A 14,056-nucleotide genomic window follows, 5' to 3' on the forward strand; every position below is an offset into this window, starting at 1 on the left:
CGACCCCTCTTTCACGCCCCTGGCGAACAACGGCATACGGAGGGGGTGCGGCTCGTTCGAACCGCATAGAGTCAATGCGGTCAGGCTTGTACCCGTCGTCCGGCGGGCAGGTGTACGCCGCTCACGAGGAGCAGCACATGTTCGAGAGATTCACAGACCGAGCCCGTCGGGTCGTCGTCCTCGCCCAGGAAGAGGCGCGGATGCTCAACCACAACTACATCGGCACCGAGCACATCCTCCTCGGCCTCATCCACGAGGGCGAGGGTGTCGCGGCCAAGGCGCTGGAGTCCCTCGGGATCTCCCTCGACGGCGTCCGCACCCAGGTGACCGAGATCATCGGCGAGGGCCAGCAGGCCCCGAGCGGGCACATCCCGTTCACGCCGCGCGCCAAGAAGGTGCTCGAGCTGTCGCTGCGCGAGGCGCTGCAGCTCGGCCACAACTACATCGGCACCGAGCACATCCTGCTCGGCCTCATCCGTGAGGGCGAGGGCGTCGCCGCCCAGGTCCTGACCAAGATGGGCGCCGACCTCAACAAGGTGCGCCAGCAGGTCATCCAGCTCCTGTCCGGCTACCAGGGCAAGGAGCCCGTCGCCGCGGGCGGCCCCGCCGAGGGCCAGCCGTCCGGCTCGGCCGTGCTCGACCAGTTCGGGCGCAACCTCACCCAGGCCGCGCGCGAGGGCAAGCTCGACCCGGTCATCGGGCGCAACCTCGAGATCGAGCGCGTCATGCAGGTGCTGAGCCGCCGCACCAAGAACAACCCGGTGCTGATCGGTGAGCCCGGCGTCGGCAAGACCGCCGTCGTCGAGGGCCTGGCCCAGGACATCGTGCGCGGCGACGTGCCCGAGACGCTCAAGGACAAGCAGCTCTACACGCTCGACCTCGGTGCGCTCGTGGCCGGCTCGCGCTACCGCGGCGACTTCGAGGAGCGCCTGAAGAAGGTGCTCAAGGAGATCCGCACGCGCGGCGACATCATCCTGTTCATCGACGAGATCCACACCCTCGTCGGGGCGGGTGCCGCCGAGGGCGCGATCGACGCCGCGAGCATCCTCAAGCCGATGCTCGCGCGCGGCGAGCTGCAGACGATCGGCGCGACCACGCTCGACGAGTACCGCAAGCACGTCGAGAAGGACCCGGCCCTGGAGCGCCGCTTCCAGCCGATCCAGGTCGCCGAGCCGTCGCTCAACCACGCGATCGAGATCCTCAAGGGACTGCGCGACCGCTACGAGGCGCACCACCGCGTGTCCATCACGGACGCCGCGCTCGTCTCCGCGGCCACGCTCGCGGACCGGTACATCAACGACCGGTTCCTCCCGGACAAGGCGATCGACCTCATCGACGAGGCGGGCGCGCGCCTGCGCATCCGGCGCATGACCGCCCCGCCGGAGCTCAAGGAGCTCGACGAGGAGATCGCCGAGGCACGCCGCGAGAAGGAGTCCGCGATCGACGCGCAGGACTTCGAGAAGGCCGCCGGCCTGCGCGACAAGGAGAAGCAGCTCACCGCGAAGCGCGCCGACAAGGAGAAGGCGTGGAAGTCCGGTGACCTGGACACCGTCGCCGAGGTGGACGAGGAGCTGATCGCGGAGGTCCTGGCCATGGCCACGGGCATCCCGGTCTTCAAGCTCACCGAGGAGGAGTCCAGCCGCCTGCTCAACATGGAGGACGAGCTGCACAAGCGCGTCGTCGGCCAGGAGGCCGCGATCAAGGCGCTGTCGCAGGCCATCCGCCGTACGCGTGCGGGCCTCAAGGACCCCAAGCGCCCCGGCGGGTCGTTCATCTTCGCCGGCCCCACGGGCGTCGGGAAGACGGAGCTGGCCAAGGCGCTCGCCGAGTTCCTCTTCGGGGACGAGGACGCGCTCATCCAGCTCGACATGTCGGAGTTCTCCGAGAAGCACACCGTCTCGCGGCTGTTCGGCTCGCCCCCCGGCTACGTCGGGTACGACGAGGGTGGTCAGCTCACCGAGAAGGTGCGGCGCAAGCCGTTCTCGGTCGTCCTGTTCGACGAGGTGGAGAAGGCCCACGCGGACATCTTCAACTCGCTCCTGCAGATCCTCGAGGACGGTCGCCTGACCGACTCGCAGGGCCGTGTCGTGGACTTCAAGAACACCGTCATCATCATGACGACCAACCTCGGCACGCGGGACATCGCCAAGGGCGTCCAGACCGGATTCAACGCCGGCGGTGACCTGGTCACGTCCTACGAGCGCATGAAGGCGAAGGTCAACGACGAGCTCAAGCAGCACTTCCGGCCTGAGTTCCTCAACCGCGTCGACGACGTGGTGGTCTTCCCGCAGCTCTCGCAGACCGAGATCATCCAGATCGTCGACCTCATGATCGCCCGTCTCGACACCCGCCTGCGGGACAAGGATATGGGCATCGAGCTCACGCAGCCCGCGAAGAACCTCCTCGCGGAGAAGGGCTACGACCCGGTCCTGGGTGCGCGTCCGCTGCGCCGCGCGATCCAGCGCGACATCGAGGACGTGCTCTCCGAGAAGATCCTGTTCGGCGAGCTCAAGGCCGGCGAGATCGTCCTGGTCGACGCGGAGGGCGAGGGCCTGCTCGGGGAGTTCACCTTCCGCGGTGTCTCCAAGGGCGAGCACGACCGCGGCCCGGTGAGCGTGGGTGCGGCCGCCGCGCTCGACGCCCCCACCGGCGTCTCGGTCCGCGACCTGCCCCCGACGGGCGAGCTGCAGGCCGGCGCGGAGTGACGCACTCCTGAAACGCCTGACACACGGGCCCCGATCCTCCACCCGGAGGGTCGGGGCCCGTCGTCGTCCCGCCGAGAGAGAGCGGAGGACGCGCGAGGTAGAACCAGCGGTCGCGACGTAGAGCTCCGCGGGTACCACCTCGAGACCGCTGGTCCTACCTCGCGGTGAGGGATGCGACGACGTTGCACGGCGTTACCTTCGTCCTCGTCGTGGGACGGGGTGCGGGTGCCCTTCCTGTGGCGTGCGCGCGCTGGCACAGTCGCCCGCATGCAGACGACACCGGGGGGCCATGTCGCCGTCCCCGCCGCCGATGCCGGGCGCGTGCCCGGCGTCGCGTGTCGCCGCGCGCTGAGCGCGCGCCCGCGCCGTCGGGCTGCGTGTCGTCCGACCCCGTGCCGCTGAGCACGTCGACGCACTGACCGACGGCCGCCCGGGCCGCCGTCGGGCCCGTTCACCACCTCGCCTCCCGCACGCGGCGTCCGCATGCCCCCGTGCGCTCTCCCCGAGAGGACTCGCCATGCCCGCACACCCGCTCGTCCGTTCCTCCGCTCCGCCCGGCCGCCCGTCTGCGGGTCCGTCCGGCCGCCGCGGCGCGACCGCCGTCGCGCTCGGCCTCGTCGCACTCCTCGCGACGGGTGCGTGCGGTGCCGCGCAGGCGTCCGGCGGCACGGACCCGGCGGACGGCGCGGCCCTCGCCGCCGACGCCGACCTGCCCACCGAGGTGCCCGAGGGCACGGTCCTGCGCATCGGCGACCCGACGACGCAGAAGGCGTTCGAGCTCGCCGGCGACGACCTCGACAGCGACTTCTCGTTCGAGGTCGAGTGGGCCAACATCTCCGGCGGCCCCGCGACGACGGAGGCGTTCCGGGCGGGCTCGCTCGACGTCGGTGCGGTGGCGGAGATCCCGCCGATCCACGCGACGTGGACGGGACTGGACGTGCAGATCTACGCGTCGATCTACCGGGAGAACTGGGAGGACGCGCCGATCTACGAGTTCGCGGGCGCGCCCTGGGTCGAGCTCGACTCGCTCGAGGACTTCCGCGGCCACCGCATCGCGTTCAGCCCGGGCCAGGCGCAGGGCGCGATCGTGCTCAAGGCGCTCCAGGAGGCCGGTCTCACGCAGGACGACGTCGAGCTCGTCGAGCTGCCGAGCACGGGCGACGTGTACTCGACGGCGCTCGCCGCGGGCGAGGTCGACGTCGCCCCGCTGGGCGGGACGCAGCTCTTCCGCTACCTGGCCACCTACGAGGCGGACGGCGCGACGTCGGTCAAGCACCACCTGCGCGACGACGCCTCGCACCTCTACGGCCCGACGGAGGTCGTCGAGGACCCGGCCAAGGCCGCGGCGCTGCGCGAGTACGTCGCCGCGTGGGCGGCGGCGAAGGTCTGGATCGACGAGCACCCCGAGGAGTGGAAGCAGGGGTACTACGTCGAGGACCAGGGGCTGAGCGAGGAGGACGCGCAGTACCTCATCGACCACGCGCCGGTCCCGGACATCCCGTCCGACCTGACCGAGGGCATCGAGCGCACGCAGGCGACGATCGACCTGCTCGCGACCGAGCTCGACCAGGAGCCGTTCGACGCGACGGACCTGTTCGACGAGCGCTTCGGTCCCGTCGCGGGTGAGGCCGCGGCGGCGGCGCGGGACGGGGGAGCGCAGTGAGCGCGGCGGTCGTCGACCGGGTGGACCTCGCGGCCCCGAGGCTCGACGCCGCACCCGCGACGACCGCGGACGTGCGCCCCCGCGGCACACGCCTGGGGCTCGGCCGGCCGATCCCGCTCGCGGCGCTCGTCGGCGTGACGCTGCTCGTGGGCGTCTGGTCGGTCGGCTCCGCCACGGGGCTCATCGACCCGCGCGTGCTCTCCGCACCGTGGACGGTCGTCACGACGGGTGCCGAGCTCGTCGCGAACGGCAAGCTCGGCGCGCACCTCGGTGTGTCCCTGACGCGCGCCGCGCTCGGGCTGGCGTTCGGCATCGTCGCGGGCGTCGTGCTCGCGCTCGCGGCCGGGCTGAGCCGGCTCGGCGACGCCGTGCTCGACGGCCCGATCCAGGTCAAGCGCGCCATCCCCAACCTCGCGCTCCTGCCGCTGCTCATCCTGTGGTTCGGGATCGGCGAGGAGATGAAGGTCATCACCATCGCGCTCGGCGTGTTCATCCCGATCTACCTGCACACGCACAACGGCCTGCGCGCGATCGACAGCCGCTACGTCGAGCTCGCCGAGACGGTGCAGCTCTCGCGGTGGCAGTTCGTGCGTCGCGTCATCCTGCCCGGCGCGCTGCCCGGGTTCTTCCTCGGGCTGCGGTTCGCGGTGACGGGGTCGATGCTCGCGCTCGTCGTGGTCGAGCAGGTCAACGCGACGGCAGGGATCGGCTACATGATGGAGCTCGCCCGGACGTACGGGCAGACGGAGATCATCCTCGTCGGCCTCGTGGTCTACGGCGTGCTGGGCTACTCCGCGGACCTCGCCGTCCGCCTCCTGCAGAGGAGGGTGCTGTCGTGGCGGCGCACGCTGGAGGACTGACCGTGGAGGACCGCCCGACGGCGGACGGCGCGGCCGTGCGGGTCCGCTCGCTCGTGCGGTCGTACGGGGAGCAGCGCATCCTCGACGACCTCGACCTCACCGTGGACGACGGCGAGTTCGTCGCGATCCTGGGTCGCTCGGGCTCGGGCAAGAGCACGCTCCTGCGCGCGCTCGCCGCGCTCGACCACGGGGTCGCGGGCTCGGGCGAGGTCGTCGTGCCGGACCAGGTGTCCGTCGTCTTCCAGGACTCGCGGCTGTTGCCATGGGCGCGCGTGCTGGACAACGTGGTGCTCGGTCTCGACGCCGGGGCGCGCGGGCGGAGCGCCGCGCGGGACGCCGGCCGCGCGAGCCTCGCGGAGGTCGGCCTGGCCGGGCGCGAGCGCGCGTGGCCGAACGAGCTCTCGGGCGGCGAGCAGCAGCGCGTGTCGCTCGCCCGCTCGCTCGTGCGCTCGCCGCGCCTCCTGCTCGCCGACGAGCCGTTCGGCGCGCTCGACGCCCTGACCCGCATCCGCATGCACGCGCTGCTGCGCGACCTGTGCGCGCGGCACCGCCCCGCCGTCCTGCTCGTGACGCACGACGTGGACGAGGCGATCGTCCTCGCGGACCGCGTCGTCGTGCTCGACGAGGGACGCATCGCGGCCGAGCGCCGCATCGACCAGAGCTACCGCCCCGGCGAGGCGCGCGACCCCGCCGACCCCCGCTTCTCCCGGCTCCGCACCGAGCTGCTCGACGCGCTCGGCGTGGTCCGGGACGACAGGAAGGACACCGCCGCATGACCCGCTACGACTCCGCAGGCCACCGCCCGGGGCGCCTGCACCTCAACGCGTTCCTCATGAGCACGGGCCACCACGAGGCGTCGTGGCGGCTGCCGGAGAGCGACCCGTCGTGGACGTCGACGAACATCGCGCACCTGCAGCGCCTCGCGCAGATCGCGGAGGCGGGCAGGCTCGACTCGATCTTCTTCGCCGACGGGCCGGGGCTGCGGTCCGACGTCGGGCGCCGCCCGGCGGGGTCGCTCGACCCGCTCATCGTGCTCACGGCCATCGCGACCGTGACCGAGCGCATCGGCCTCATCGCGACGGCGTCGACGACGTACAACTCGCCGTACAACCTCGCGCGGCGGTTCGCGTCGATCGACCACGTCTCCGGCGGTCGGGCGGGGTGGAACGTCGTGACGACGGCGGGGCCGGACATCGCGCGCAACTTCGGCCTCGACGACCAGCCCGCCCACGCGGTGCGGTACGAGCGCGCGGCGGAGTTCCTCGACGTCGCGTTCCAGCTCTGGGACTCGTGGGAGGACGACGCCGTGCTCGCCGACAAGGCCGCGGGCGTCTGGGCGGACCCGGCCAAGATCCACGGGCCCGCGCACGTCGGCACCCACTTCTCCGTGCACGGCGCCCTCACCACGCCGCGCTCGCCGCAGGCGCGGCCGCTCATCGTGCAGGCCGGGTCGTCGGAGGACGGCAAGGACCTCGCCGCGCGCTACGCCGAGGCGGTGTTCACCGCGCACCAGACGCTCGACGACGCCCGCGACTTCTACGCCGACCTCAAGGCCCGGGCGGTCGCCGTCGGCCGCGACCCGGGGACGGTGAAGATCCTGCCCGGCATCGTCCCCGTCATCGGGTCGACCGAGGCGGACGCGCTCGCGCAGGAGCGCGAGCTCGACGAGCTCATCGTCCCGGAGTACGCGCGCGCCCAGCTCGCGAAGACGCTGCGGCTCGCGCCCGAGGACCTGCCGCTCGACCGCGAGCTGCCGGACGGTCTGCCCACCGAGGACGAGATCGAGGGGGCCAAGAGCCGGTACACGCTGATCGTCGAGCTCGCGCGGCGCGAGCGGCTCACGGTGCGCCAGCTCATCGGGCGGCTCGGCGGCGGGCGCGGGCACCGCACGTTCGCGGGCACGCCCGAGCAGGTCGCCGACGCGATCCAGGACTGGTACGACGCCGAGGCCGCCGACGGGTTCAACATCATGCCCGCGGTGCTGCCGTCGGGGCTCGAGCAGTTCGTCGACCACGTGCTACCCGTGCTGCGCGAGCGCGGCCTGTTCCGCGAGGAGTACGAGGGACGGACGCTGCGCGAGCACTACGGGCTCGAGCGGCCGGCGAACCGGTACGCACGAGCGGCTGAGGTCGACCCCGCCACCGCGGGCACCGCCCCCGGTGGCCCCGTGCCCGACGGCGGCGCGCGCGTCCTCGAGGAGGCCCTCGCGTGAGCGCCGAGCACCTCTGGTACGTCCCGAACCAGGTCCGTCCGGGCCACCGCGGCGACGACACCACCGAGGGCCACAACAGCCTCGACACCCTGACGAACCACGCGCACGCGCTGGAACGCCACGGGTTCGCGGGCGCGCTGCTCGGGACGAGCTGGGGGCGTCCCGACACGTTCACCGTCGCGACGGCGCTCGCGGCCCGCACCACGACGTTCGAGCCGCTCGTCGCGATCCGGCCCGGGTTCTGGCGGCCCGCGCACTTCGCGTCCGCCGCCGCGACCCTCGACCACCTCAGCGGCGGCCGGCTGCGCGTCAACATCGTGTCCGGCACCGACGGGCAGGAGGCGTACGGCGACGGCGAGGCCGACCCCGCGCACCGGTATGCCCGGACGCGCGAGTTCCTGCAGATCGTGCGCCGCCTGTGGACGCAGGAGGAGGTCACGTACGCGGGCGAGCACTTCTCGGTGACGCGGTCACGGCTGGGTCCGCGCCCCGTGGCACGCGACGGCCGCGCGCACCCGCGGATCTACTTCGGCGGCGCGTCGGAGGCCGCGGAGCGGGTCGCCGCGACCGAGGCGGACGTGCAGCTCTTCTGGGGCGAGCCGCTCGACGGGATCGCGGAGCGCATCGACCGGCTGAAGCGCCTGAGCGCCGAGCTCGGGCGTGAGCACGCGCCGCTCGAGTTCGGCCTGCGGATCACGACGTTCGTCCGCGACACCACCGAGGAGGCGTGGGCCGACGCCGAGGCGAAGGTCGCGGAGCTGGCCGCGCGGTCGCAGGAGGGCGAGGCGTGGTCCGCGCGCGACCGGGGGCGGAGCACAGCCGTCGGGCAGCAGCGCCTGCTCGACCTCGCGGCGCGCGGCGAGGTGCTCGACGACAACCTGTGGACGACGCCCGGCCGGTTCGGCGGCGGGGGAGCGGGCACGACGTGGCTCGTCGGCTCGGCGGAGGACGTCGCGAAGTCGCTGCGGCGCTACCAGGACCTCGGCGTCACGCACTTCGTCCTGTCGGACACCCCGTACCTGCGCGAGATCGAGCGCCAGGGCACCCAGCTCCTCCCGCTCCTGCGCGACTGACCGAGCACCGCCCAGATCGACCCGCGCGTCGTGAGGTCGACCCCCTGAGGGTCGATCTCGGACGCGCGGGTCGATCTCGTGACGGCGGCTCCCTCCCGCGCGGGCGAGACCCGTCCCGGAGTACCGTCCGGACGTGGACCGGGACCAGCTCGACGACCTCGCCGCCCGCCTGCGCGCCGCCGGGTGCGTCTTCGCGGAGGACGAGGCCGCGCTCCTCGCCGCGCGGGCCGACGACGACGCGCACCTCGACGCGCTCGTCGCGCGCCGGGTCGCGGGCGAGCCGCTCGAGCACATGCTCGGGTACGTCGACTTCCACGGGCTCCGCGTCGCCGTCGACCCCGGGGTGTTCGTGCCGCGCCAGCGCACCGCGCTGCTCGTCGACGAGGCCGTCGCGCTCGGGCGGCAGGCCGGGCGCCTGGTCCGGCTGCCCGACGGCGGGACAGGCGGTGGCGCGGGCGGCGTGACGGTCGGCGACGCCGACGGCGGAACAGGAAGCGTGATGGTTGGTGACGCCGACGGCGGCGCGGTCGGCGCGGGTGGCGGGGCGGTCGGCAACCCCGACGGCGACCGGGACGGCGGCCCGGACAGCGGCCTGGACCGTCGGATGGTCGGCCCGGCAGTGGTCGTGGTCGACCTGTGCTGCGGCGCCGGGGCGCTGGGGCTCGCGACCGCGGTGGGCCTCGGCGGCGCGGAGACCGTCGCGCTGCACGCGAGCGACGTCGACCCGGCCGCCGTCGCGTGCGCGGCGCGCAACGTCGCCGCGGTCGGCGGCAGCGTGTACGAGGGCGACCTGTTCGACCCGTTGCCGCCCGGTCTGCGGGGCCGGGTCGACCTGCTCCTCGCCAACGTGCCGTACGTGCCCACGGCCGAGATCCCGCTGCTGCCCCGCGAGGCGCGCGACCACGAGGCCCACGTCGCGCTCGACGGCGGCGGCGACGGTCTGGACGTGCTGCGCCGCGTCGCCGCCGAGGCGCCCGCGTGGCTCGCTCCCGGCGGCCACCTGCTCACGGAGTCCGGCGAGCGCCAGGCGACGGGCGCCGTCGACGTCCTCGAACGGGCCGGACTGCGGGCGCGCGTCGTCCGCGACGAGGAGATCGGCGCGACGATCGTCGTCGGGACGCTCCCCGCCGAGGCGTGAGAAGTGGCCCCCGGGGCGTGCCGTTCAGGGGCCACTTCTCACGTCTCGTCACGCTCCGCGGGTGGACTCGCAGGTCTCGGTGCAAGGATCCGGCCGCACGCGACAGGCTCTGGACGAAGGCCCGGGCGAACGTGCCGGCCTGCGGAGGGGGTGCCGACGATGACCGACGGACGGGGACGACGGCGTGCGCGCGGGCTCGCCGCAGGACTGCTCGTCGCCGTGCTGCCCGCGTGCGGCGGCCCGGGGGGAGGCCCGGTCACCGCGTGCCCCGCGGTCGGCTACGTGGCGCGCCTCGAGGTCCGGCTCGACGACTCCTGGCCGGATCGGGATGCCTACGGCGTGCTCGTGGGCTGCGTCGGGATCAACCCCTGCGGGCTCGTGCGCGACGGGACTGTCTCGCTCGACCCGGAGCCGATCCCCACGACGGTCCCCGACCACCTGGTCCTGCCGGACCGGCCCGAGGCTGCCCAGAGCTCGCCCGAGGCGGCGGCGGAGGACCTGCCCGTCGAGCCGTCGCGCGGCGGCTGGACGGGCTCCGCGACGAACGGCCCGGTCGGGCCGATCGCCGTCCGTGTGGTGGACCTCGCGTCGGGAGACGTCGTCGCCGAGCACGAGGTCGACCCCGTGTGGGAGACGACGACCGGCGACTTCGGGCCCGACTGCGGCGGGCCGTCGGTCGCGACGATCGAGGTCGCTGCCCCGTCGGCGTAGCGCCTACGCCGCGGAGGGCCGCAGGAGCGCGCGGATCTCCTTCTCGGCCTGCGTCGGCGTCAGCGCGCGACAGCCGAGCGACTCCCAGTGGCGCACGAGTGCGGGCTCGGCGCGCAGCAGCGCCCAGCCGCGCCGCAACAGCGTGACCGGCGGCTTGCGCATCTCCGCGAGGTCGCGCAGCAGGCGGAACCAGAACGTCATGAGACGCGGTCGGCGCAGGCAGATCGCGTCGGCCAGGACGTCCTGGGCGCGGCACGCCGCGACGATCTCCGCCGCGAAGATCCCCTCGGCCAGCACGACCCGCGAGCCCGTGACGTCGAGGTGCGTCGTCCCCGTGCGGCGCGACGTCGGGATGTCGTAGACCGGCACGTCCGCGTGCCCGGTCCGCGCGAGGTCGACGAGCGCCGCGACGGCGCCCGCGGCGTCCCACGAGCGGGGGTCGTCCCAGTCGACGATGCCGAACCGCTGCGGCAGGTCCGGGTGGTCGTGGTCGAGGTAGAAGTCGTCGAGCGCGACGACCGGGAGGCCGAGGCGCCGCGTGAGCGACGTCTTGCCCGAGCCGGACGCGCCCGTGAGGAGCACGATGCGCGTCGGGACCTCGCGCGAGCCCGGCGGGAGGTCGAACAGCGCGGGGTCCGAGCCGAGGTCGTCGGTCGCCGGTCCTGTGCCGGCCTGGACCGGGCCTCCGTCGACGTGCTGAGGGTCGCTCACGGGACCCCATTCTCGCAGCGCCGCACCGGGACGGTCACGCGCGCCACGTAGCCTTCCCCGGTGACCGCACTCGACCCTGCCGCCCTGCTCGCCCGCGACGCCCTCGCCCGCCTCGACCGGTGGGAGCCGGTCGACGACGAGCAGGCGGCGCTCGCGGCCGAGTACCGCGCGTTCCTCCGCGGCGACGGTGGCTCCGGCGCGCGTGCCGACGCCGTCCGGCGCGACGGTGGCCCGCAGCACCTCACGGCGAGCTGCTTCGTGCTCAGCCCGGACCTGGCCCGCGTGCTGCTCTGCTTCCATCGCAAGGGCCAGTTCTGGGTCCAGGTGGGCGGGCACACCGAGCCGGGCGACACGACGCTCGCGGGCGCCGCCTACCGCGAGGCGCGCGAGGAGAGCGGCCTCGACGACCTCGTCCCGTTCGACCCGGACCCGTCCGCCGGCACCGTCCCCGGCGCCCGCGCCGACGCCGCGCCCGCCGCCCCGGTCGACGTGCACCGCCACGACCTCGCCGCGGCGTTCGGGACGTGCCGCACGCACTGGGACGTCGGGTTCGTCGCGTTCGCCGACCCGGACGCGCGCACCGTCGTGAGCGACGAGAGCGAGGACGTCGCCTGGTTCCCGGTCGACGCGCTGCCGTCCGGCACGCCGGACGACTTCCCCGTCCGCCTGGCGACGGTTCTCGCGGAGGTGCGCCACCGCCGTGGGGCATGAGGGCCCGCTCTACCTCGGCGGGGCGAGGACCACGTGGAGGGTGCGGGGGCCGTGGACGCCCTCGACGCGGGAGAGCTCGATGTCGCTCGTCGCGCTGGGGCCGCTGATCCACGTCTGCGGTCGTTCCGGGTGCGCGGAGAGCAGCCGCACGGCCTCGGGCACGGTCTGCACCACCTGGTCCGTGCGCACGACGCAGACGTGCAGGTCGGGCACGAGCGTGATCGCCCGGCGGCCCTGGTCGGGCTCGCCGTCGAGCACGATCGTGCCCGTGTCGGCGATCGCGACGCGCGCGGCCGTGACGACGGCGTCCACCCGGTCGAGCTCGTCGGGCGTGCGCGGGTCGTCGCGTGCGTCGGGCACGACGGCGGTCCCGGCACCCAGCGCGCCCAGCCACGCGTCGTCGAGCCCCGGCGGTACGACGACGGACGCCGCGTCCGCGAGCACGTCGCCCACGATCGTGGCGACCTCGGCCGGGCCGGCGGCCCGGTGGACGTGCGCCCGGTAGTCGACGAGCCGGTCGACGAGGACGTCCACGGCTCCCGGCGACCCCGGCGCGAGGTCGCCGCGCTCGCGGTACGCCCGCGGGACACGGCCGGACGCCGCCGCCCCACCCGCCGTCGACCCCCTGAGCGCGGCGCGCACGCGGGCGAGGACGTCGTCACGCGCGCTCACCGGTCGTCACCCCTCTCGCCGAACCCTGGATCGTTCCCCGGTGCGGGCTCATCTTGAGGAGTGATCCCGGGTTCGGCGAACCCGCGATCGTTCCTCAGCGCGGACCGGTCCTGGGGAGGGACCACGGGGTCGGCCGGTGGGGTCGCACGGTCCGGACGGTCGCGCCACCAGTCGCGGAAGGTCTGCTTCGCCGGGGCCGGGAGGTCGCGCGAGCGGGTCCAGGCGGACGCGGGGGGCGGGAGGGTCGCGATCCGGCCTGTCGGACCGGCGACCACGCGACCCAGACCCGCCGCCTTCTCCGCGAGCGCGAACCGGCGCGCGTCGGACATGACGAACGACGCCGCCTTCATCGCGGCGCCCCAGCCGGTCGGGCGGCCGCGGTCGGCGTCGACCTCGCGCGCCCGGAGCTCGACGAGGATCGACGGGATGTCGATCTTCACGGGGCACACCTCGTAGCACGCGCCGCACAGCGTGGACGCGTAGGGGAGCGACGCGTTGGGGTCGTGGTGGCCGGAGAGCCCGCCGGAGGACTTCGTGAGCTGCGGCGTGAGGATCGCGCCGATCGGGCCGGGGTACACCGACCCGTAGGCGTGGCCGCCCACCCGCTCGTACACCGGGCACACGTTGAGGCACGCGGAGCAGCGGATGCAGTGCAGCGCGGCCCGCCCGACCTCGTCGGCGAGGACGTCGGTGCGCCCGTTGTCGAGCAGCACGAGGTGGAACTCCTGCGGCCCGTCGCCAGGCGTGACGCCCGTCCACAGGGAGGTGTACGGATTCATGCGCTCGCCCGTGGACGACCGCGGCAGGAGCTGGAGGAACACCTCAAGGTCGGTGAACGTGGGCACGACCTTCTCGATCCCCATGACGGTGATGAGCGTCTCGGGGAGCGTGAGGCACATGCGGCCGTTGCCCTCGGACTCGACGACGGTCAGCGTCCCCGTGTCCGCGACGCCGAAGTTCGCGCCGCTGATCGCGACCTTCGCCGAGAGGAACGTGCGGCGCAGGTGGGCGCGCGCGGCCATCGCGAGCTCGCGCGGGACGTCCGACAGGTCCGGCGGGGCGTCGCCCATGCGCGCGAGGAAGACCTCGCGGATCTCCGCGCGGTTGCGGTGGATCGCGGGCACGAGGATGTGCGACGGCATGTCGTCGGCGAGCTGCACGATGAGCTCCGCGAGGTCCGTCTCGTACGCCGCGATCCCCTCGGCGGCGAGCGCCTCGTTGAGCCCGGTCTCCTGCGTCGCCATGGACTTCACCTTGACGACCTCGTCGACGCCCTTGGCCTTCACGAGGTCCGCGACGATCCGGTTCGCCTCGTCGGCGTCGCGCGCCCAGTGCACGACGCCGCCCCGCGCCACGACGTTGCGCTCCAGCTCCTCGAGGAGGTCGGGCAGGCGCGCCATGACGTCGGTCTTGATCGCGGAGCCCGCGTCGCGCAGCGCCTCCCAGTCCGGCACCTCGCCGACGACGGCGGCGCGCTTGTCCCGGATGGTCGAGGTCGCGTGCGCGAGGTTGCGGCGCAGCTGCGTGTTCTGCAGCGCCGCGCGCGCGGCGTCGGGGAACGCGTCGCCCCAGCGCAGCGGCGCGTCGGGGTGCGGCACGT

Annotated in this window: 12 protein-coding genes; 9 read left to right on the top strand and 3 right to left on the bottom strand. The window is 73.9% G+C overall.

All coding sequences use genetic code 11. From position 1 onward, the window contains the following. Positions 1-137 precede the first annotated feature (137 nt). From ACTJIY_RS07075 to ACTJIY_RS07110, 8 genes are all read left to right on the top strand, one after another. Positions 138-2,705 carry an ATP-dependent Clp protease ATP-binding subunit gene (locus ACTJIY_RS07075; protein ID WP_087472769.1) on the top strand — a complete coding sequence of 856 codons (2,568 nt, stop codon included), beginning with the start codon at positions 138-140 and terminating at the stop codon, positions 2,703-2,705. A 517-nt stretch (positions 2,706-3,222) separates the two neighbouring features. Further along, positions 3,223-4,368, top strand: a complete 1,146-nt coding sequence (locus ACTJIY_RS07080; protein ID WP_440673982.1) for an ABC transporter substrate-binding protein — start codon at positions 3,223-3,225, stop codon at positions 4,366-4,368. Then, entirely contained in the window at positions 4,365-5,228 is an 864-nt protein-coding gene (locus tag ACTJIY_RS07085) for an ABC transporter permease (RefSeq protein WP_374615374.1), read from the top strand. Before ACTJIY_RS07080 ends, ACTJIY_RS07085 begins: the two co-directional genes overlap by 4 nt. Next, on the top strand, positions 5,204-6,004 hold the full coding sequence (locus ACTJIY_RS07090) for an ABC transporter ATP-binding protein (protein WP_440673983.1): 801 nt from the start codon (positions 5,204-5,206) through the stop codon (positions 6,002-6,004). The genes ACTJIY_RS07085 and ACTJIY_RS07090 overlap by 25 nt, the downstream gene beginning before the upstream one ends. Beyond that, the gene (locus ACTJIY_RS07095; protein ID WP_440673984.1) at positions 6,001-7,440 is read left to right on the top strand and encodes an LLM class flavin-dependent oxidoreductase; all 1,440 of its coding nucleotides are present in this window, start codon (positions 6,001-6,003) and stop codon (positions 7,438-7,440) included. The genes ACTJIY_RS07090 and ACTJIY_RS07095 overlap by 4 nt, the downstream gene beginning before the upstream one ends. Then, a complete protein-coding gene (locus ACTJIY_RS07100) occupies positions 7,437-8,513 on the top strand; it encodes an LLM class flavin-dependent oxidoreductase (protein ID WP_440673985.1) in 1,077 nt (358 codons plus the stop codon). The genes ACTJIY_RS07095 and ACTJIY_RS07100 overlap by 4 nt, the downstream gene beginning before the upstream one ends. A gap of 133 nt (positions 8,514-8,646) precedes the next feature. Continuing rightward, positions 8,647-9,651 carry a methyltransferase gene (locus tag ACTJIY_RS07105; protein ID WP_440673986.1) on the top strand — a complete coding sequence of 335 codons (1,005 nt, stop codon included), beginning with the start codon at positions 8,647-8,649 and terminating at the stop codon, positions 9,649-9,651. Between the two features lie 159 nt (positions 9,652-9,810). Continuing rightward, the gene (locus tag ACTJIY_RS07110) at positions 9,811-10,362 is read left to right on the top strand and encodes a hypothetical protein (protein ID WP_440673987.1); all 552 of its coding nucleotides are present in this window, start codon (positions 9,811-9,813) and stop codon (positions 10,360-10,362) included. A 3-nt stretch (positions 10,363-10,365) separates the two neighbouring features. Here ACTJIY_RS07110 and ACTJIY_RS07115 read toward each other — a convergent pair whose 3' ends face one another. Then, entirely contained in the window at positions 10,366-11,073 is a 708-nt protein-coding gene (locus ACTJIY_RS07115; protein ID WP_440673988.1) for a uridine kinase family protein, read from the bottom strand. Positions 11,074-11,133: 60 nt separating this feature from the next. Between ACTJIY_RS07115 and ACTJIY_RS07120 the strand changes: the two genes are divergently transcribed. Beyond that, positions 11,134-11,784, top strand: a complete 651-nt coding sequence (locus ACTJIY_RS07120) for an NUDIX hydrolase (RefSeq protein ID WP_440673989.1) — start codon at positions 11,134-11,136, stop codon at positions 11,782-11,784. Positions 11,785-11,793: 9 nt separating this feature from the next. Here ACTJIY_RS07120 and ACTJIY_RS07125 read toward each other — a convergent pair whose 3' ends face one another. Next, on the bottom strand, positions 11,794-12,456 hold the full coding sequence (locus ACTJIY_RS07125; protein WP_440673990.1) for a LutC/YkgG family protein: 663 nt from the start codon (positions 12,454-12,456) through the stop codon (positions 11,794-11,796). After that, on the bottom strand, positions 12,453-14,054 hold the full coding sequence (locus ACTJIY_RS07130) for a LutB/LldF family L-lactate oxidation iron-sulfur protein (protein WP_440697227.1): 1,602 nt from the start codon (positions 14,052-14,054) through the stop codon (positions 12,453-12,455). Before ACTJIY_RS07130 ends, ACTJIY_RS07125 begins: the two co-directional genes overlap by 4 nt. Positions 14,055-14,056: the final 2 nt, after the last annotated feature.

The sequence above is a fragment of the Cellulosimicrobium sp. 22598 genome, assembly GCF_052044445.1.
Classification (GTDB): domain Bacteria; phylum Actinomycetota; class Actinomycetes; order Actinomycetales; family Cellulomonadaceae; genus Cellulosimicrobium; species Cellulosimicrobium cellulans_G.